Raw genomic sequence first — 19,044 nt, forward strand, 5'->3', positions numbered from 1 at the left:
GATGGCCCACGGCCACAGCCGAAATTACACCACCTTGACGGACGCGACCGCATTTGGCCGACCTGGGCCGCGCGGCGATCGCTTCGCGGCCCGTTTCTTTGGTCCGTCGCGGACCTTGCGCGCCCCGCGGACGGCGCCTATCTGGCGCCGATGCAGAATATGTCCGGAAAATCGGCGATCGTCCTTTTGTCGGGCGGGCTTGACTCGATGGTCTGTGCGGGCCTCGCTCGCGAGGCGGGGGCGCGGATCGTCGCGCTGACGATCGACTATAACCAGCGGCACCGGGTCGAACTGGAATCGGCGGCGCGCATTGCCGATCATGTCGGCGCGGCTGAGCATATCGTCCTGCCGCTCGACCTTCGCCGGTTCGGCGGGTCGGCGCTGACCGACGACATCGACGTGCCGAAAGAGGGGGGCGGCGCCGACATTCCGGTTACCTATGTCCCCGCGCGCAACCTGATCTTCCTGTCGCTGACGCTGGGACTGGCCGAGGCGCGGCAGGCCGCGGACATTGTGATCGGGGTCAACGCGCTCGACTATTCGGGCTATCCCGACTGCCGCCCCGCATTCATTCAGGGATTCGAGCGGCTTGCCGCGCTGGCGACGCGCGACGGCGATCGGGGCGTATCCTTTCGGATACACGCCCCGCTCCAGCATATGACCAAGGCAGACATCGCCGCTGAAGCGGCGCGGCTCGGCATGGATGCGGCGATGAGCTGGTCCTGTTACGACCCGACGCCCGACGGGCTGCACTGCGGGGCGTGCGACAGCTGCCGCCTGCGCCGCAAGGGTTTTGCCGACGCCGGGCTCGCCGACCCGACGCGCTACGCGTGAGCCCGATGGCATACGCGGTCAAAGAGATTTTCCTGACCCTGCAAGGGGAGGGGGCGCAGGCGGGCCGCCGCGCGGTTTTCTGCCGCTTTGCCGGATGCAATTTGTGGACCGGGCGCGAGCAGGACCGCGCGAAAGCGATCTGCCGTTTCTGCGACACCGATTTCGTCGGCACGGACGGGACGCTGGGCGGCAAATACAGGAGCGCGACGGCGCTGGCCGATATCATCGCCGAAAGCTGGGGCGAGGGCCGCGAAGACCGTTATGTCGTGCTCACCGGCGGCGAACCGATGTTGCAGGTCGACGAGGCGCTGATCGACGCGCTGCACGCACGCGGCTTTGCGATCGCGATTGAAAGCAACGGCACATTGCCGATTCCGCGCAGCATCGACTGGATCTGCGTCAGCCCGAAAGCGGGGAGCGAACTGGTGCAGACGAGCGGCGACGAACTGAAGCTTGTCTGGCCGCAACCCGGCAGCGACGTCGCGCGGCTTGCGACGCTCGACTTCCGGCATCGGCTCGTCCAGCCGCTCGACGATCCGAACGCGGCCGCCAATGTGCAGGCGTGCATCGACCTGGTGATGGCCGATCCGCGCTGGCGCCTGTCGCTCCAGACCCACAAGAGCCTGGGGCTGCGTTAGCGCCTATTCGCCCTTATTTGCGGTCGCGTCCGGGGTGACGGCCTTTTTCGCCGTCGGCATATCGACCGCATCGGGATCATCGTCGGCTTCGGCGGGTGGCGCGGCGTCTTCCTCGCCTTCGCGTTCGTCGGCTGCCTTGCCGACGTTTCCGTCATCGGGGACGCTGTTGTCGACGGCGGTGCCGTCGCCGGCCGCATCGTCGAGGATGATCATCGAATCGCTGACCGATCCAGGCTGGACTTCGACCGCGTCGAGCTTCGTCGTCGACGTGTCGCCGGTGTCGCCGCCGCCGCACGCGGCAAGGCCAAGAAGAAGGAGCGAGGGGAAGAAACTGCGGGTCATGCGCCGGTCCTAATCGTTCGGCCGCAGCTTGTCGAGAAAGGCGGGAAGCGTTGCAGCCAGCGCGGCATCGACCTCGGCAAAACCCGCCGCCTTGCCCAGCGCGGCGAGGCTGGTCACGGGATATTCGGCGATGCCGCACGGCACGATGCCGGTGAAATGGGCAAGGTCGGGCGCGACATTCAGCGAAAAGCCGTGCATCGTGACCCATCGTTTGACGCGCACGCCGATCGCGCCGATCTTGGCTTCGCGCCCCTGTGCGTCGTCGGTCCAGATGCCGATGCGTCCTTCGGCCCGCCGCGCCGCGACGCCGAGCAGCGCGAGCGCATCGATCACCCAGCCTTCGAGGGCATGAACATAAGCGCGCACATCGCGTCCGCGCCGCGTCAGGTCGAGCTGGACATAGACGACGCGCTGGCCGGGGCCGTGATAGGTGTAACGTCCGCCGCGTCCCGCGTCATAGACGGGAAAGCGCGGGTCAAGCAGTTCGGCGGGATCGGCGCTCGTCCCCGCGGTATAGAGCGGCGGATGTTCGATCAGCCAGATGCGTTCGCCGCTTTCGCCCGCATGGATTTGCGCGGCGCGCATGTCCATGTCGGCAAGCGCCGCGGCATAGCCGGTGAGGCCGGGGCTGACGGTCCATTGGGGCTGGGAAGGCAACGGCATGGCGCGGGCTATCTGGCGCGTCGCGGCCCGCCGCGCAAGGCCCGGCGGAACAATGCGGGACAGGGCTGGACAGATGCGGCGAACATCGTCACCTTCCCCGCAACGGGGAAATCGAGAAATGACGGGGTATCAATGACAAAATTCGACATGGGCGCGGCGTGGGACGACACCCTGCTGTTGCTGAAATCGCATACGGCGCTGATCGTCGCGATTGCGGGCGTCTTTTTCTTCCTGCCCGCGCTCGCCTTTGCCTGGTTCGGACCCGTGCCCGTCGAGCCGCCCGCGGGCGCCAATTTCGATCAGCTGATGGCGGCCTTTCGGGAAAGCTTCCGCCAGATGATCCCCGGCCAGATTGTCGTCGCACTCTGCACGATGGTCGGCACGGCGGCGATTCTGCGGTTGTGGCTGGCGCGCACCGGGATCAGCGTCGGCGAGGCGCTCACCTTTGGCCTTATGCTTTTCCCGACGATGCTGGCGGTGCAGATTCTGACCGGCATCGCGATCGGCATCGGCGTTATCCTGCTGATCCTTCCGGGTCTCTATCTCGTCGGCCGCCTTGCGCTCGTCGCGCCGGCAATCGCCGACCGGACGATCTACAACCCGATCGACGCGATCCGCACGAGCTGGGAACTGACCCGGAACAATGGCTGGGCGGTTTTTTTCTTCCTGCTCCTCGTCGGGCTGGTCATCTTCATCGCCGCGCTGATCGTCGGTGGCGTACTGTCGGTCATCGTCGGCAGCGAACCCGGATTCGGCCGGATGGTCGGCGGATTCGTCGAAGCGGCGTTCGGCGCGATCGGCAGCCTTTTTTCGATCGCCGTCGCGGCCGCCGCCTATCGCCAGCTGGCGCTGCGCAGCGCGTCCGACGTGTTTCAGTGAGGCGCGCCGATCGAAACCGATAGAAAAGGCGTGGATCGCACGACGTCAAACGGCTCTCACCCGCATCGAATTGAAGGAAGATGGTTCGACAACAGGGGGAAGTGACATGAACAAAATGACGATCGGCGGCGCCTTTTCAGAAACGTTCGCGTTTCTGAAGGCCAACTGGATGCAGATGCTGCTGTGGGTCGGCGGGGCGCTGATCCTTGTCGGCCTGCTTGGCTATCTGCTTTTGGGATCGACCTTTTCGGCGATGGCGATGGCGCCGAACGATCCGTCGCTCGTCATGGGCGCCTTTGGCCGGATCGGTCTTTTCGCTCTCATCGCCGCGGTCATATTCTACGGCGTTTCGATGCTCATCTGGCGCGGCGGGATGCATCCCGGCGACGCGCCCAATTTCGCATGGGCGTTCCAGGCCGGTCCGGCGCTGGCCTTTGGCATGATCGTGATCATGATTGCCGCCTATATCGTTATTTTCATCGTCATGCTCGTCCTGACGCTGGTTTTCGGCGCGGCGCTCGGGGGCATGGGGGCGCTTTCACCCGCAGCGCTGGAATCGGGCGGCGCGGGAGCGATCGGCGGCGGCGCGATCTTTGTGATGATCCTCGTCTATATCGCCATCATCGTCTTCATGCTGTGGCTCCAGGGCCGCTTCATGGTTGCGGGGCCGGTGATGGCCGACCGGCTGACGCGCAACCCGATAACGGGACTTGGCGAATCGTGGCGGCTGACCGGCCCCTCGCAGTGGGTGATCGTCGGTTTCTATCTGATCTTCACCATCGGCGTCGTCGCCTATGCGTTCGTCGCCGGCATGATTTTCGGCGGCATATTGGGGGCGATCGCCGGGGGGTCGGTCGTCGGCGCGATGCTGACGATGATGGTCATGGCAGCGCTCGTCTATCTGCCGATCATGATGCTGTCATTCTCGGTGCCGGTCGGCGTCTATCGTGCCATCGCCCCGCGCGCATCGGGCGACATCTTCGCCTGATCGTCACCGACAAACGGGAAAGGGCGCTCCGCCGCCGGGGCGCCCTTTTCAGCTCCACTTGGCGAGCGGCGGCAGGCTCATCAGGATGGCGTCGATATTGCCGCCGGTCTTGAGGCCGAAGAGCGTGCCGCGGTCGTAGACGAGGTTGAACTCGGCATAGCGGCCGCGCCACACGAGCTGTGCATCGCGATCGGCGTCGGTGAAGGGCTGGTTCATCCGACGCCGCACAATACGCGGAAAAATGTCGAGAAACGCCTCGCCGACCGCCTTCGTCAGCTGGAAATTGCGGTCGAACTCGGCATCGTCGTTGCATTCAAGATGGTCGTAGAAGATGCCGCCGACGCCACGATGGACGCCGCGGTGCGGGATATAGAAATAATCCTCGGCCCATTTGGCATAGCGTTCATAGACGTCGGGACCAAAGGGTGCGCAGGCGGCGCGAAGCCGCGCGTGGAACGCGTCGGTGTCCTCCTGGTAAGGGATGGGTGGATTGAGGTCGGCGCCGCCACCGAACCAGCGCTTCGTCGTCGCCAGAAAGCGCGTGTTCATATGCACCGCCGGGACGTGCGGGTTCGCCATATGCGCAACCAGGCTGATCCCGGTTGCAAAAAAGCGCGGATCCTCGCCCGCGCCATGGATCGACGCCGCGAAGTCAGGGGCGAACTCGCCGCCGACGGTCGAGACATTGACACCAACCTTCTCGAACACCTTGCCCGTCATCGCCCCGCGAACGCCGCCGCCGCCTTCGCCGGGCGCCAGCCCCTCGGCTTCGCGATCCCATGGCGTATAGGTGAAGCGCGCGTCGCTGCCCGCTTCGGCCTCGATCGCCTCGAACTCGGCGCAGATGCGGTCTCGAAGCGATTCGAACCAGTCGCGCGCCGTCTGTTGCTGCGGGTCGAGCGGGATCATGCCGGAAAGCCTTTCGTTTGCCTGAGCGCCTCGGCGAGCGCGATGCCAGCCGCGACCGCAACATTCAAGGATCGAAAGCCGGGCTGCATGGGAATCGCGACCCGCGCGGCAGCGGCGGCGTAAACATGCGGCGGGACCCCCGAAGTTTCGGAGCCGAACAGCAGCAGATCATGCTGCGCGAAGGCAAAGTCGGGAAGGGGGGCGCCGCCGGCGGTGGTCAAAAGCACCAGCCGCCTGTCGTTGCTGTGCGACCAGCTATAAAAGCCGTCCCAATCGGCGTGGCGCCGGACATCGGCGCGCGGCGCATAATCCATGCCCGCGCGCTTGAGCGCCGCATCGCCGAACGGAAAGCCGCAAGGTTCGATGACATGCACGGGCACGCCAAAACAGGCGGCGGTTCGCAGGATCGTGCCGACATTGCCGGCGATGTCGGGCTGGAACAGCGCAATCTCCATGCTGTCGCCATAATGATGAAGGCGCCGCGAATCGAGGGGCTTGCGCCGCCATTTGCAGCGCGGCGAGCGAAGCGGAAATTGCCTGTTGGCAAGCCCGGACTGTGCGGCTATCAGGCCCGCAATTCCCGGAGGGGCCGCCGGGCTGTGCGCTTTCGTGCGCGTGCAACGGGGCGGGCCATTCCTTCGCGAACGATTTTTTGGTTCACCCATGCAAGGGCAGTCGAATGGCCAGTGAAACTGAAAGCAGCGCCGGTATCGAGGATGGCGTCCGTCGCCGGGATTTCATCAATATAGCGGCGGTGAGTTTCGCGGGCGTCGGGGCGGTTGCGGTCGTGCTGCCTCTCGTCAACCAGATGAATCCGTCGGCCGATGTGCTCGCACTGTCGTCGACCGAAATCGACATTTCGGCGATCGGCGAAGGGCAGGCGATCAAGACGAGCTGGCGCAAACAGCCGGTGTTCGTGCGCAATCTGACCGCCGCCGAGATCGCCGAGGCGAACAGCGTGCCGATGAGCGACCTGCGCGAGCCGCAGACGCTCGCCGAGCGCACCAAACCCGGCAAGGAAAACTGGCTGATCACGCTGGGCGTCTGCACCCATCTGGGCTGCGTTCCGCTGGGCGCCGCCGAGGGTGAGAATCGCGGCGATTTTGGTGGTTATTTCTGTCCGTGCCACGGTTCGCACTACGACACCGCGGCGCGCATCCGCAAAGGCCCGGCGCCTACCAACCTGGTCGTGCCGCCCTATGAGTTCACCAGCGACACCGTCGTGACGATCGGCTGAGGAGCAAGATAAGATGAGCTTTCCCTGGGCCAAGCAATATGAACCCCAGCAGCCGCTGATGAAGTGGCTGGACGAGAAGCTGCCGCTGCCGCGCCTCGTCTATAATGCGATCGGCGCCGGCTACCCCGTGCCGCGCAACCTGAACTATTTCTGGAACTTCGGCGTTCTCGCGGGCGCCGCGCTGGTGATCCAGATCGTCACCGGCATCGTGCTCGCGATGCATTATGCCGCCAATGCCGGCGTCGCCTTTAATTCGGTCGAGCATATCATGCGCGACGTCAACGCCGGCTGGTTCATCCGCTATGCGCATATGAACGGCGCGAGCATGTTCTTCATCGTCGTCTATCTGCACATCTTCCGCGGCCTTTATTACGGGTCGTACAAGGCGCCGCGCGAAATGGTGTGGCTGCTCGGCGTCGTGATCTTCCTGCTGATGATGGCGACCGCCTTCATGGGTTATGTGCTTCCCTGGGGCCAGATGAGCTTCTGGGGCGCGCAGGTGATCACCGGTTTCTTCTCGGCAATCCCGATCGTGGGCGAGCCGATCCGCCAGTGGCTGCTCGGTGGCTTTGCGCCGGACAATGCGGCGCTCAACCGCTTCTTCTCGTTGCATTATCTGCTGCCCTTTGTGATCGCGGGGGTCATCATCCTGCACATCTGGGCGCTGCACATTCCGGGGTCGAACAACCCCACGGGCATAGAGGTGAAGGACGAACAGGACACCGTTCCCTTCCATCCCTATTACACCGCAAAGGACGGTTTCGGCGTCGGCGTTTTCCTGCTCGTCTTTGCGGCGCTGACCTTCTTCACGCCGAATCTGCTCGGCCACGCCGACAATTATATCCCGGCCAACCCGCTTTCGACGCCCGCGCACATCGTGCCCGAATGGTATTTCTGGCCCTTCTACGCGATCCTGCGCGCCTTCACTTTCAACTTCCTGTGGATCGACGCGAAGCTGTGGGGCGTTATCGCGATGTTCGCGGCGATCGCGCTGCTCTTTTTCCTGCCGTGGCTGGACAGTTCGCCGGTGAAGTCGTCGACCTATCGTCCGCTTTATCGCATCTTCTTCTGGGTGCTGGTGGCCGACGTGGTGCTGCTCGCCATCTGCGGCAAGATGCCCGCGGAACAGCCTTGGGTCATCCTCAGCCAGATTGGTTCCATCTATTATTTCGCGCACTTCCTGATCATTCTGCCGATCGTGTCACGCATCGAGCGACCTCTGCCGATGCCCAACTCGATCACGGAAGCAGTCCTTGCAAAGCATGCCGACGACAAGTCGGCGGCCACGGCCTGAGCGCCGGACATTTATAGGAGCTGATACAGCCATGGTTCGTCCGCTCGGTTTTCTTGTCGGTCTGGGTTTCATCACGGCGCTGATCTTTGCGATCTTCACCACGCCGCTGAAGAATGAACCCAACGCCGCCTATAGTTTCGTCAAGCATCCAAGGCATCTGGAGCTTGCCAGCGACGGTTTGATGCCGCACTGGGATCTGGCGCAGCTCCAGCGCGGGATGCAGGTGTACAAGGAGGTCTGCTCGGCCTGCCACAGCCTGAACCTCGTCGCCTTCCGCAACATTCAGGATCTGGGCTACACCGAAGGCCAGGTGAAAACATTCGCCAAGGGTTTCCAGGTGCCGTCGATCAACCCGGACACGGGTGAGCCTGCAACGCGGGATGGACTGCCTTCGGACTATTTCCCGGCACCTTATGCCAATGATGTCGCCGCACGTGCCGCGAACAACAACGCGCTGCCGCCCGATCTGTCGCTGATCACCAAGGCGCGCGAAGGCGGCAAGGATTATGTTTATTCGCTGCTGACCGGCTATCAGAATCCGCCGGCCAATCTGCCGAAGGAACTGCGTCCGGGCACGGGGCTGCATTACAACCCCTATTTCCCGAACCTGAACCTTGCGATGGCGAAGCCGCTGTCCGACGGGCAGGTGACCTATGCCGACGGCACCAAGGCGACGGTCGACCAGATGGCGAAGGACGTGACCGCTTTCCTTGTCTGGACCGCCGAGCCAAAGCTGGTGAAGCGCGTGCAGGTGGGCTGGGCTGTGATCGGTTTCCTGCTGATCTTCACCGTGCTGACCTATTTGTCGTATCGCAATATCTGGGCCGACAAGAAGCATTGAGCGATAGGGAGGGCGACCGTTCGATGATCGCCCTCCCGCCGCAGCCCGACCTCGACCTCGCGTCGCTCGTTCGTACGATCCCGGACTTTCCAAAGCCGGGCATCCAGTTCCGCGACATCACCACGCTGATCGGTGACGCCGCCGGTTTCGCCGAAAGCGTGCGCCGTCTGAGTGCGCGCGCCGCGACCTATCACCCTGACCTGATCGTTGCGGTCGAGGCGCGCGGCTTCCTGTTTGGGGCGGCGATGGCGACCGCGATGGGACTGGGCATCGTGCCCGTGCGCAAGGCGGGCAAGCTGCCCGGCGTCACGATCGGCGTCGATTATGAACTCGAATATGGCACCGACCGGCTCGAACTGCACGAGGGTGCGGTGCTGCCGGGGCACCGCGTCGTGCTGGTCGACGACCTGCTCGCGACCGGCGGGACGATCCTCGCGACGGCCGATTTGATGCGCAATGTCAGGGCGGAGGTGGCCGCTGCGCTGTTCGTGATCGACCTGCCCGACCTGGGCGGATCGGCGCGATTGGGCGCGGCGGGACTTGTCTGTGAAACGCTGATCGCGTTTGACGGCGATTAGCGACAAGTGTCCGCACGGGCGGGGAAGCGGTCTGCGCAGTCCCCGGCGTAATTCGTCCAAAGTCCGCAAAAGATCAGCCTTGTGCAGACGCTGTTTGGCGGCCGCCGACCGATGGGCTGCGCCGAGGTTCGCTCGCATTCCCTAGCCGGGTTGCGACTGCCTTGGGTCGGGGCTTGTCGCCTTGCACAAGGCCGATGGCCTGCACCCACTACGACCAGGCAGCAAGCTGCCAAGTTTTCGTTTCCCTTCCCTTTGACGGAAGGGGCATTCTTTTGGGTTATGACGGCAATCGGTCGTTTGCAGGCGATCAACCCGACAGGCTGCGTTACGAAAACGCCCGCGCCAAAGCGCGGGCTATCGCGCCTGTGGCAAACGAATCGCGCTTAAAAGGGCAACCAGTTCTGCTTCTTGCGGAACTTCATATAGCCGACATTGGCGCCCAGCCGCGCGCCGACGCCGACGCGGATCGGGATCAGCACCACGTCGCCGCGGCGCAGATAGCTGGCGTTGAAGCCGCCCACCAGATAGGCGGCGCCTTCGCCTGCCGGATAGCGTTTATAGAGGTCTTCGCTGTCGAAAAGATTATAGACGAGGACGAAGGTGTTGCCCGCGTTGGCCCCCGCATCGAAACCGATCGACGGGCCGGTCCAGTAAACGGGAAGTTCGCCTTCGACCTTGTGGTATAGCGTCCCCGAACCGTAACGCACGCCGAGCACCAGCGCGCCCCCGGCCTCGCGCCCGACGATATAGGCGTTGGGTTCGCCCTGTTCCTTCAATATGTCCTCGATCATCGCGGCAAGGCCCTGTGCGCCCTTTCCGAACACACCCTCGGCGGCGCCGATCAGATCGTCCTTCTTGTAGGTCGACCCCGGCGCTGCCGTTGCCGACGCGACACCGGCATCCTCGTCGTCGGCGGTTGGGGCAGCGGACGGTGTTTCGCTGGTCTGCTGGTCGCCGGTGGCCAGATCGCTGTCATAGGATTCGCTCGGCTGTGGTTCGCTCGTCGCAGGTGGCGGCGCGGGATTGTCCAGATCGGAGTCGATCTGCATGTTGCTGGGATCGATCTCGCGCATCTGTGCGGCTGTCGGAACGGGCGCCAGTGCGAGGCCGATCGACGCCATCGTCGCCAGGACCAGGCCGGAGAAACTCTTACGCATAGCGAACCCCCAAGTAAAACAGTGCCATTGCGGCGAACCCCGCGTTAATCATGACTCGCTTTGCCGGGTGGGCAATGAACGGGCGATGACCCGACTCGATTTTGCGCCGGACCGAATCGATTGACGGGTGAAATGCCGTTGGAAGCGTGAAAATGCTCCATCTTTGGCGTTGCGGGGGGCGAAGCGCATGGCTATAGCGACCCGCCTAGGCCAAGCCCGTCGTTAGCGCGGCGGACCATGCGGAGACGTGGGTGAGTGGCTGAAACCAACGGTTTGCTAAACCGTCGTACTGGTAAATCCGGTACCGAGGGTTCGAATCCCTCCGTCTCCGCCACCCTCTCTCCGGTGTAAATGGCGCCCTAGCGCCGCGGTTCCAGCCACCAGCGCTGGCGCCAGCCATAGGGGCTGGCGATGGGATCGCCCGCGGCGTTGGTTGCGGGTTTGAAGCGGAAGCGCGCTTCGATGAGGTCACATGTCGTCCGATCCAGCGCGGCGTTGCCGCTCGACTTCGTAACACGGCACCCCGTCACGTGGCCATTGGCCTCGATCGTGAAGCGCACCTCGACTTCGCCGCCCGCACGCGCGCGGCTTGCTTCGCGCGGATAGTCGCGGTCGCGGATCGTGCCGCTTCGCCAGACGGCTCTGGTGCCGCCGCCCGTGCCGCTGCCCGAACCGCCGGCGCCGGTGCCGTCGCCAAGGCCCCCCGCGCCCGATCCGGGGCCGGGGTCGGGCGTCGCCCCGGCGGAGGGAGCATTGCCGACACCGGGCTGCGGCGCGGCGACGACGGGTGAAGATAGCGGCGGCAGTTTCGGGGACGGCGCGACGACCGCGGCGGCCTTCGCCTGCCTGTTCGCGGCCGACGCCTTGCCCGTGGCGCGCTCGCTCGGCGCGGGCACCGGATCGACCTTCTGGTCCGTGACGGGCGGGGCGGGGAGCGCGATGGCGGTGATCGCCTCGCTCGCGCGGCGCACGACATCGAGGTCGAGCCCGCGTGCGAGGCCCAAACCGATGGCGAGCGCCGCGACCAGCGCCGCGCCGCCCGACAGCAGCTTTTGCGGTCCTGAAACCTGCCCCGAATATGCCATCGCGCCGTCTCGTGTCGCGCGCCGGGCGCGCGCTGCCAGCGCCCGGTTTAGAGGAAATCGTCTAACGTGGACATGAACCGGTCGAACTGGTCGTGGTGCAGCCAGTGACCCGCGTTTTCAAACTCGATCACCTTTGCCGTCTTGAAATGCCGAAGGCGCCCGTCCTTTTCGGGGTTCGAGGCCCAGCTGTCGGCGCCATAGAGAAGGAGGGTGGGGCAGGTGATCGCGCCCCACAACGAGGCGATATCGTCCTGTGCCACGTCGAAGGCCGGCCAGACGTTGAGGTAATTGTCGAACTTCCAGCTCCACGTTCCATCTTCGTTGCGGCTGACGCCGTGGATCGTGAGGTGGCGCGCCTGCGCTTCGGTGAGATACGCGTTTTCGGCCATCATCCGCGCCAGCGCATCCTCGATCGTCGCATAGCGGCGCGGCGTGCGTCCCGCAGCCTGGCGCTTGTCGTCGATCCATTTGCGGAAACGATCAGCATAGGGCGTCCTGGCGCGCTCGGCGAGCAGCTTGGGCGAAGGGCCTAGCCCTTCGATGGCGACGAGCTTTTGCACATGGGCGGGATAAAGGCCGGTATAACGAAGCGCGATATTGCCCCCCAACGAATGCGCGACGATCGAAACCGGACCACGGTCAAGCTGGTGAACCAGCTGCGCAAGGTCATAGACGAAGCCGTCGATAGGATAATTGCCGTCGGGCGACCAGGCGCTGTCGCCATGGCCGCGCAGGTCGGGGGCGATGACGTGGAAACGGTCGCGCAGCCGCTCGGCGACCCAGTCCCAGTTGCGGCAATGGTCGCGCCCGCCATGGACAAGCAACAGAGGCGGCGCCTCGCGGTTGCCCCAGTCAACATAATGCAGCTTCAGCCGCTGCGAGATAAAGCTGTTCGAGGTGGGACCGGCACTTGCCATGGGATCATCCTTATTGTCTGATCCAGTTTCAAAAGGCGACTGGTTTCGATCCGTCAACCCCCGTATCGACCGTGTCGCCATGCACAGCGAAAGAGAGGAAGATCCATGTCGACATTTCGGGACAATCTGCTGGCCGGAAAGACGGCGTTCGTTGCGGGCGGGACGAGCGGCATCAACCTCGGCATTGCCAAGCGCTTCGCCGAACTCGGCGCGAAGGTCGCGGTGGCAGGACGCGATCCCGACAAGGCGGTGCGCGCGGCGGCGGACATTGGCAAGGGTGCACTGGGCCTGTCGGGCGATGTGCGCGACTATGCGGCGATCCGCGGCGTGATGGAGCGCGTCGCGGGGGAACTCGGGCCGATGGACATCGTCGTTTCGGGCGCGGCTGGCAATTTTCTGGCCCCCGTGCTCGGAATGTCGGCAAACGCCTTTCGCACGGTCGTCGATATCGACCTCAACGGCACCTTCAACGTCTTTCGCGGCTGTCACGACCTGCTGGTGCGGCCCGGCGCATCGCTGATCGCGATCACCGCGGGGCAGGCGGTCAATGCTTCGGCCTTGCAGGCGCATGCCTGCGCAGCAAAGGCGGGCATCAACCAGCTGGTTCGCGTGCTTGCGCTCGAATGGGGGCCGGATGTGCGCGTGAACGGCATCTCGCCGGGACCGATCGCCGATACCGAAGGCATGAAACGCCTCGCGCCCGACGCGGCGACGCGGCAGTCGCATTACGATCGCATCGCGATGAAGCGTTGGGGCCGGATCGAGGAGGTCGCCGAATCGGCGGTGTTCCTGTGCAGCCCCGCCGCGAGCTATATCACCGGGACGATCCTTGACTGCGACGGCGGCAGCCAGATCGGCGATGCGTCGCGCGGCGATCTTGCGAAAGGGATGGCTTAGCTTTCCGACCAAAGCCATCTTTTCCGCTCGGCTGAGCTTGTCGAAGCGCCGCTCTTTACTTCCAACGGCGGTGAAGAAAAGGACGGCCAGTCGACACGCTCAGGGCGAACGGATGCTGGTGGGGAAGCCGCTATTCGACGTCAGAACGCAAAAACGCCGCCAACCTGTTCGGCTGGCGGCGTTTTGAATGGTGGGCGTGGCAAGGATTGAACTTGCGACCCCTGCGATGTCAACACAGTGCTCTACCACTGAGCTACACGCCCATCCCTTTGGGGTGACGCGCCCCCTAAAGGCCTTGGCGCGGCTTGGCAAGTCCTTCGGTGCGTTGACGCGTTTATTGTTGGCTGGACTGGTCGGCGCGCCCGAACAGCATGTCGACCTCGCGCACCAGATCCTTGAGGTGGAAGGGTTTGGAGAGCAGCTTGGCTTGCGGCACATTTTCCTCGGCGCGCAGCGAGACCGCCGCGAATCCGGTAATGAACATCACCTGCGTGTGCGGCGCCGCCTTCGCCGTATGCTGGGCCAGCTCGATGCCGTCCATTTCGGGCATCACAATGTCGGACAACAGCAGGTCGAAGGTGCCCGAATCGATATAGGGGACCGCCGCCGTGCCGCGATCGACCGCGGTGACGTGATAGCCCGCGGCCGTAAGGGCGCGCGCAAGATATTCGCGCATCACGTCGTCGTCTTCGGCAAGCAAGATGCGAATCATCGTGAAATCGGTTCCCTGGCCCTTGAACGCCGCCGGCTGCCCGTGTCGACGCGTGCTTTACCATAGCCATAGCGGCAGAGATTTAACAAATTGGGGCGGCAAGCTGGATTCCACCGGCTTTTTTTGCCACCCATCCCCCATGACATCGCGTATCGTCCCCCCAATTTCCGTCTCGGTCAACCGTCCGGCTGTGCCGGGTCCGGTCGTGGTGTCGGTGCCACATGCCGGGCGCATCTATCCGCCCGAAATCCTGGCCGCAGCGCGTGTCGATCGCTGCGTGCTGGAGCGGCTTGAGGATCGCTGGTGCGACCGGATCGCGGCGGACGCGCATGATGCGGGGGCCAGCGTCGTCGCGGCGCTTTGGGCGCGTGCGGTCGCCGACTGCAATCGCGGCGAAGGCCAGATGGCACCCGCGGAGGTCGCTCCGACGCTGCGCCCACAATTTGCGGCGCCGGGGCGCAAGGAGCGCGCGGGGCTGGGCGTCGTGCCGACCAGGCTCGCCGATCATGGTCCCTTGTGGAAGCAGCCGATCGACCGCGCGGCGCTGGAATGGCGGCTCGATCGCTTGCATCGACCCTATCACGATGCCCTGGCGGGCGAAATCGCCGCGGCACGCCAGCGATTCGGATTCGCGATTCTGGTCGATCTTCATTCGATGCCGGCGATCCCGCCGGGGCAACCGGGACATGGCACGCGAATCGTTATTGGCGACCGCTTTGGCGCAACGGCGGCCGAATCGCTCGTCGATCTTGCCATGGCTTCGGCATCGGCGCTGGGCGAGCCGGTGCAGCGCAACCAGCCCTATGCCGGCGGGCATGTCGTGCGGACGCATGGGCGGCCCGGCGACGGCGTTCATGCGATCCAGATCGAAATAGACCGCAGCCTCTATCTGACCGCCGAGCGCATGCCCGATGCGGAGCGCGTCGCGCGGCTGGCGCGCTGGTTCGCCGCCCTGGTCAGCGAGGCGGGGCAGTGGCGCCCTGATGCCGACCTGCTTCCGCAGGCCGCCGAATAAAAAACCACCTCGTACCGAAGTACGAGGTGGCCAGGGTCCAGGGAGGACGCGCCCGCGTCGAACCCGACGGGGCACTCGCCGCGATGGAAAGGGGGAAAACCATGGCGGCGTGAAAGAAATCTAGGGACATGTTCGCCGACTTACAAGAAGCGACGGTGCAAAATCTGCGATATGCAATGAAATTGGTCGTGTATCGTTGGTCGATACCGAATCGTCTCCACCAAATAGGGTGCAAAACGGTCGAATCCGCCCTCTGCCTTAGCGCTGAGAGTTCCTTCACCAATGACGGCTCCGTCTCGTCCATGGCGAGCAGTACCTGTGCAGGGCGGTAGGGAGACGCCGGCCCTGGATCAGGCTTTATCGGTGCGGCCGTAATGCCCCGGACTGTACGCGATCAGGCCCAACGTCCTCAGAGCCGCAATGTCACGTTTTGCGGTCCGTTTGCTTACACGCCAGTGCGTTGAGATGTCGTCTACGGTGCCAGAGGCTCCGCTCTCGACTCGGGTCAACAGCCACTCTTGCCGGCGGTTTAGCCTATGACCACTGATGTCACCATTGGTGACATCCTTGTCCCTTTGGGTGACACCATCGACTTCGACTGGACTTCGGCCTTCGTACGAATTCCTCGCATTTTTCCTGCCCATTGGCTTGCCTTTGTTTGTACCGGCAAGTCGTCGGATATTCTGAGATGGGCTAATGTCCGTTTCTACCAAATGATCGACGATCAGTTCCCGAATGGCACCTGATTTTCCGCACAATCGCATGAGAAAATAACCGCTTGGTCCGAATTCCCCGCTGAGCCAGTTCTTCACGCTGCGCTCGCTGGCACCGGTCCAGCCCATAATCGTTTTCACCGCCCGATGGGTGTCGCCGTTCTCTTGCCGCAAGGCGTCGGCGATCAATTCCGCATAGTCCTTCGCTGACCTCGCAAGCCCATTCCACGGGTGCAACATCCTGCCCTTTTTCGGCAACATCCTCCGCTCCCTTCTCCGCTAAGTTGTCGTGCGAGCGGAACGGTAAGCAGAGGTGCTGGTCGGGCTGCAGTTGGTGGATGCCCTGAACTGCTGCAGCGGCTGAAACGGAAAGGGCGACGCTTGAAGGGATGGCAAGACGAGGACGATCGGCACGATTCCCCGGGATCTGCACCCTCCGTGCGGGCCGCCGAATACGTCCGCATGTCGACCGACCACCAGAAGTACTCGACCGAGAACCAAGCCGACGCGATCCGGCATTACGCCGCCGCGCGAGGCATCGAGATCGTCCGCACCTATGCCGATGCGGGCAAAAGTGGCCTCAAGATCGAAGGCCGCGACGCCCTCAAGCAGCTCATCGACGACGTTCAGTCAGGTGCGACCGATTTCACGATGGTCCTTGTCTACGACGTCAGCCGCTGGGGCCGTTTCCAGGACGCCGACGAAAGTGCCTATTACGAATATATCTGCAAACGGGCTGGCATCGCGGTCCAGTATTGTGCCGAGCAGTTCGAGAATGACGGGAGCCCGGTCTCGACCATCGTCAAAGGCGTTAAACGCGCCATGGCCGGCGAATACAGCCGGGAGCTCTCCACCAAGGTGTTTGCCGGTCAGGGCCGGCTTATCGAGAAAGGCTACCGCCAAGGCGGCCCTGCAGGTTTCGGGCTGCGCAGGACGCTGATCGACGAAACCGGCATCATCAAGGGGGTTCTTGGGCGCGGCGAACACAAGAGCATCCAGACCGATCGCGTCATCCTCACACCAGGCCCTGACGAGGAGGTTGCCGTCGTGCAGGAGGTCTACAGGGCCTTCGTTCACGACGGCCGGACCGAACGGGAGATCGCCGACGAGCTCAATTCCCGCGGGATCCTGACCGATCTCGGCCGCCCCTGGACCCGCGGCACCGTGCACCAGCTGCTGATCAACGAGAAATATGTCGGCGACAATGTCTGGAACCGCCGCTCGTTCAAGTTGAAGAAGAAGCGGGTGCGCAATGCCCCGGATATGTGGATTCGGGCTTCCGGGGTCTTCGAGGGTATTGTCGAGCGCGATCTGTTCGATGCTGCTCATTCGATTATCCACGCCCGGTCATTTCGTCTGTCCGATACCGAAATGCTCGAGGCGCTGCAGGCCCTCTATGACCGCAAGGGGCTGCTATCGGGTATCATCATCGACGAGAGCGACGGCATGCCCTCGAGCAGCGCCTACAGCTCCCGGTTTGGCAGCCTGCTGCGCGCCTATAGCCTGGTCGGGTTCACCCCGGACCGGGATTACCGCTACGTCGAGATCAACCGGGCCCTGCGCAGGCTGCACCCCGATATCCTGCGGCAGGTGCTTGATGGCCTGCGCGAACAGGGCAGCGACGCCTGGCAGGACCTTGCCACGGACCGCGTCGTTGTGAACGACGAGTTCAGCCTGTCGATCGTCATTGCCCGCTGCACGCCGACACCGACGGGCCTGCTGCGCTGGAAGCTGCGCTTTGATACCTCGCTCATGCCCGACATCACGATCGTGGTGCGCATGGACGCGGACAACCGCGCACCGCTCGATTTCTATCTGTTCCCCCGGCTTGATGTGGCGTCGGATCGCGTGCGGTTGGCCGAGGAAAACGGTCTCAGCCTTGACGCTTACCGCTTCGAGACGCTCGACTACCTTTACGATATCGCCGCCCCAGTCGCCATCACGGAGGCCGCCTGATGACGGCCGACCGCCCACAGCAGATCGAGATGATCCCCATATCGCGGATCAATATTCTCAATCCACGGTCCCGCAACAAACGCCAGCACCGCGAGATCGTCAACAATATCGAAGCGATTGGCCTTAAGCGGCCGATCACGGTCAGTAGGAGGGAGGGGCAGGGCGGGCCGCGATACGATCTGGTTTGCGGGCAAGGACGGCTTGAGGCCTTTCAGATGCTCGGTCAGACAGAAATTCCCGCAGTCGTAATTGAGGCCGCAGAAGACGAATGCCTGGTCATGAGCCTGGTCGAAAATATCGCACGGCGGGTCCATCGACCGATCGATGTCATGCGCGAAATCGGGGAACTCAGGAAGCGGGGTTATACCGAGGCCGACATCGCCCGAAAGATCGGCGTCCACAACACATGGGTCAACATGGTGGCCTCGCTTCTCGAGCGTGGAGAAGATCGCCTCCTGGCGGCCGTCGAAACCGGTCTGATCCCGATCACCATGGCCATCGAGGTTGCAAAGGCCGAAACCGAGGAGGCCCAGAACCTTTTGCTTGAGGCTTATGAAGCCGGCAAGCTCAAGGGCAAGAAGTTGGCGTCTGTTCGCCGATTGCTGGATCTGCGCCTCCGAAGTCGCAACAAGGGTATCCCTGCAAGCAGGATGGGACCGCGAGCGGGAAATCGGCGCATTACGGCAAACGACTTGATGCAGGTCTATCAGCGTGAGGCCGAAAAACAGCGGCTGCTTGTCAAAAAGTCCGATTTCACCCAGACACGCCTCCTGTTCGTCGTCGAGGCGATCAAAGACCTTCTAAGCGACGAAGGGTTTGTGACCCTGCTGCGGGCCGAGGGACTAGAGACCATGCCTCGCGCTTTGGCGATGAGGATTTCCGGAGGCCTCGATGGCTGACTGGCAGCCAGATCATGCGATTGAATCCGGGGGCGATCCAGATGTTCATCTGGCCTTCGAGCGCCAAACCGTCACGATTGCGATATCGGCTGTTGTCGCACTGAAATCCCTTCGGGAGGGGGTGCGTGAAAGCAAGAAATACGTCCAGATCGTTAGTTCCATAAAGGCGATCGGACTAGTCGAGGCGCCGGTTGTCATCGCCGATCCTCAGCATCCAGGGATGTATTTTCTGCTCGACGGACATCTGCGCATCGAAGCGCTGAAACAGCTCGGATTCGAGACCGTCGATTGCCTGGTCGCAACCGATGACGAAACCTACACCTACAATAAGCGCGTGAACCGCCTGCCGCCTGTGCAGGAGCACCGCATGATTGCGCGGGCCGTTGAGCGAGGGGTGGCTCCGGCCGTTATCGCCGAGGCCTTGGGGCTGGAGGTCGGTTCGGTACACCGCAAATTTCGCCTGCTGGACGGGATCTGCCCGGAAGCGGTG

The 19,044-nt window shown here is 63.5% G+C and carries 22 protein-coding genes and 2 tRNA genes; 14 read left to right on the forward strand and 10 right to left on the reverse strand.

The features are described 5' to 3' along the window. Positions 1 to 150 precede the first annotated feature (150 nt). Both queC and queE read left to right on the forward strand, forming a co-directional pair. Positions 151 to 834, forward strand: a complete 684-nt coding sequence (gene queC, locus HUW43_RS07815; RefSeq protein WP_188236868.1) for a 7-cyano-7-deazaguanine synthase QueC — start codon at positions 151 to 153, stop codon at positions 832 to 834. A gap of 5 nt (positions 835 to 839) precedes the next feature. Continuing rightward, positions 840 to 1,472: a 7-carboxy-7-deazaguanine synthase gene (gene queE, locus HUW43_RS07820; protein ID WP_188236869.1), complete on the forward strand. Its 633-nt coding sequence runs from the start codon at positions 840 to 842 to the stop codon at positions 1,470 to 1,472. Positions 1,473 to 1,475: 3 nt separating this feature from the next. Here the strand turns inward: queE and HUW43_RS07825 are convergent, their stop codons facing one another. After that, entirely contained in the window at positions 1,476 to 1,814 is a 339-nt protein-coding gene (locus tag HUW43_RS07825) for a hypothetical protein (protein WP_188236870.1), read from the reverse strand. 9 nt (positions 1,815 to 1,823) lie between these two features. Next, on the reverse strand, positions 1,824 to 2,477 hold the full coding sequence (gene lipB / locus HUW43_RS07830) for a lipoyl(octanoyl) transferase LipB (protein WP_188236871.1): 654 nt from the start codon (positions 2,475 to 2,477) through the stop codon (positions 1,824 to 1,826). Between the two features lie 132 nt (positions 2,478 to 2,609). Here lipB and HUW43_RS07835 point away from each other — a divergent pair, with 132 nt between their 5' ends. Then, on the forward strand, positions 2,610 to 3,356 hold the full coding sequence (locus HUW43_RS07835; protein ID WP_188236872.1) for a glycerophosphoryl diester phosphodiesterase membrane domain-containing protein: 747 nt from the start codon (positions 2,610 to 2,612) through the stop codon (positions 3,354 to 3,356). A 106-nt stretch (positions 3,357 to 3,462) separates the two neighbouring features. Continuing rightward, positions 3,463 to 4,344 carry a hypothetical protein gene (locus HUW43_RS07840; protein ID WP_188236873.1) on the forward strand — a complete coding sequence of 294 codons (882 nt, stop codon included), beginning with the start codon at positions 3,463 to 3,465 and terminating at the stop codon, positions 4,342 to 4,344. A gap of 48 nt (positions 4,345 to 4,392) precedes the next feature. Here the strand turns inward: HUW43_RS07840 and hemF are convergent, their stop codons facing one another. After that, positions 4,393 to 5,253 carry an oxygen-dependent coproporphyrinogen oxidase gene (gene hemF / locus HUW43_RS07845; RefSeq protein WP_188236874.1) on the reverse strand — a complete coding sequence of 287 codons (861 nt, stop codon included), beginning with the start codon at positions 5,251 to 5,253 and terminating at the stop codon, positions 4,393 to 4,395. Continuing rightward, complete coding sequence (locus HUW43_RS07850; RefSeq protein ID WP_188236875.1) at positions 5,250 to 5,708, reverse strand: tRNA (cytidine(34)-2'-O)-methyltransferase; 459 nt, start codon at positions 5,706 to 5,708, stop codon at positions 5,250 to 5,252. The genes hemF and HUW43_RS07850 overlap by 4 nt, the downstream gene beginning before the upstream one ends. Positions 5,709 to 5,932: 224 nt before the next feature. On the opposite strand from HUW43_RS07850, the gene petA reads away from it, so the two are divergent. From petA to HUW43_RS07870, 4 genes are read left to right on the forward strand one after another with little or no spacing between them, the layout of a single operon-like run. Continuing rightward, positions 5,933 to 6,490: a ubiquinol-cytochrome c reductase iron-sulfur subunit gene (gene petA, locus HUW43_RS07855; RefSeq protein WP_188236876.1), complete on the forward strand. Its 558-nt coding sequence runs from the start codon at positions 5,933 to 5,935 to the stop codon at positions 6,488 to 6,490. A gap of 13 nt (positions 6,491 to 6,503) precedes the next feature. Then, entirely contained in the window at positions 6,504 to 7,784 is a 1,281-nt protein-coding gene (locus HUW43_RS07860) for a cytochrome b (RefSeq protein ID WP_188236877.1), read from the forward strand. A gap of 31 nt (positions 7,785 to 7,815) precedes the next feature. After that, positions 7,816 to 8,625, forward strand: coding sequence for a cytochrome c1 (locus HUW43_RS07865; protein WP_188236878.1), 810 nt, complete (start codon positions 7,816 to 7,818; stop codon positions 8,623 to 8,625). Between the two features lie 23 nt (positions 8,626 to 8,648). Further along, entirely contained in the window at positions 8,649 to 9,203 is a 555-nt protein-coding gene (locus tag HUW43_RS07870) for an adenine phosphoribosyltransferase (protein WP_188236879.1), read from the forward strand. A gap of 383 nt (positions 9,204 to 9,586) precedes the next feature. Here the strand turns inward: HUW43_RS07870 and HUW43_RS07875 are convergent, their stop codons facing one another. Further along, entirely contained in the window at positions 9,587 to 10,360 is a 774-nt protein-coding gene (locus tag HUW43_RS07875) for a DUF1134 domain-containing protein (RefSeq protein WP_188236880.1), read from the reverse strand. A gap of 241 nt (positions 10,361 to 10,601) precedes the next feature. Between HUW43_RS07875 and HUW43_RS07880 the strand changes: the two genes are divergently transcribed. Next, positions 10,602 to 10,694 (forward strand) — tRNA-Ser (locus HUW43_RS07880). A 25-nt stretch (positions 10,695 to 10,719) separates the two neighbouring features. Here the strand turns inward: HUW43_RS07880 and HUW43_RS07885 are convergent. Both HUW43_RS07885 and HUW43_RS07890 read right to left on the reverse strand, forming a co-directional pair. Then, positions 10,720 to 11,445, reverse strand: a complete 726-nt coding sequence (locus HUW43_RS07885) for an energy transducer TonB (RefSeq protein WP_188236881.1) — start codon at positions 11,443 to 11,445, stop codon at positions 10,720 to 10,722. Between the two features lie 47 nt (positions 11,446 to 11,492). Continuing rightward, positions 11,493 to 12,362 carry an alpha/beta fold hydrolase gene (locus HUW43_RS07890; protein WP_188236882.1) on the reverse strand — a complete coding sequence of 290 codons (870 nt, stop codon included), beginning with the start codon at positions 12,360 to 12,362 and terminating at the stop codon, positions 11,493 to 11,495. A 105-nt stretch (positions 12,363 to 12,467) separates the two neighbouring features. On the opposite strand from HUW43_RS07890, the gene HUW43_RS07895 reads away from it, so the two are divergent. Next, entirely contained in the window at positions 12,468 to 13,259 is a 792-nt protein-coding gene (locus HUW43_RS07895) for an SDR family oxidoreductase (protein WP_188236883.1), read from the forward strand. A 188-nt stretch (positions 13,260 to 13,447) separates the two neighbouring features. On the opposite strand, the gene HUW43_RS07900 is transcribed toward HUW43_RS07895, so the two are convergent. Together HUW43_RS07900 and cpdR are read right to left on the reverse strand one after the other, a co-directional pair. Next, positions 13,448 to 13,522 (reverse strand) — tRNA-Val (locus tag HUW43_RS07900). Between the two features lie 71 nt (positions 13,523 to 13,593). Then, entirely contained in the window at positions 13,594 to 13,971 is a 378-nt protein-coding gene (cpdR, locus tag HUW43_RS07905) for a cell cycle two-component system response regulator CpdR (RefSeq protein ID WP_188236884.1), read from the reverse strand. Between the two features lie 139 nt (positions 13,972 to 14,110). On the opposite strand from cpdR, the gene HUW43_RS07910 reads away from it, so the two are divergent. Beyond that, on the forward strand, positions 14,111 to 14,986 hold the full coding sequence (locus HUW43_RS07910; protein WP_188236885.1) for an N-formylglutamate amidohydrolase: 876 nt from the start codon (positions 14,111 to 14,113) through the stop codon (positions 14,984 to 14,986). 350 nt (positions 14,987 to 15,336) lie between these two features. Here HUW43_RS07910 and HUW43_RS07915 read toward each other — a convergent pair whose 3' ends face one another. After that, positions 15,337 to 15,960, reverse strand: coding sequence for a DeoR family transcriptional regulator (locus tag HUW43_RS07915; protein WP_188236886.1), 624 nt, complete (start codon positions 15,958 to 15,960; stop codon positions 15,337 to 15,339). A 177-nt stretch (positions 15,961 to 16,137) separates the two neighbouring features. On the opposite strand from HUW43_RS07915, the gene HUW43_RS07920 reads away from it, so the two are divergent. The 3 genes from HUW43_RS07920 to HUW43_RS07930 form a co-directional block, all read left to right on the forward strand. Continuing rightward, the gene (locus tag HUW43_RS07920; protein ID WP_317450842.1) at positions 16,138 to 17,655 is read left to right on the forward strand and encodes a recombinase family protein; all 1,518 of its coding nucleotides are present in this window, start codon (positions 16,138 to 16,140) and stop codon (positions 17,653 to 17,655) included. Beyond that, entirely contained in the window at positions 17,655 to 18,554 is a 900-nt protein-coding gene (locus HUW43_RS07925; RefSeq protein WP_188236887.1) for a plasmid partitioning protein RepB C-terminal domain-containing protein, read from the forward strand. Before HUW43_RS07920 ends, HUW43_RS07925 begins: the two co-directional genes overlap by 1 nt. Further along, positions 18,547 to 19,044: ParB/RepB/Spo0J family partition protein (locus HUW43_RS07930; RefSeq protein WP_188236888.1), on the forward strand; the 498-nt coding region annotated here is incomplete at its 3' end. The genes HUW43_RS07925 and HUW43_RS07930, both read left to right, overlap by 8 nt.

Source organism: Sphingopyxis sp. LK2115, assembly GCF_014595975.1.
GTDB lineage: Bacteria > Pseudomonadota > Alphaproteobacteria > Sphingomonadales > Sphingomonadaceae > Sphingopyxis.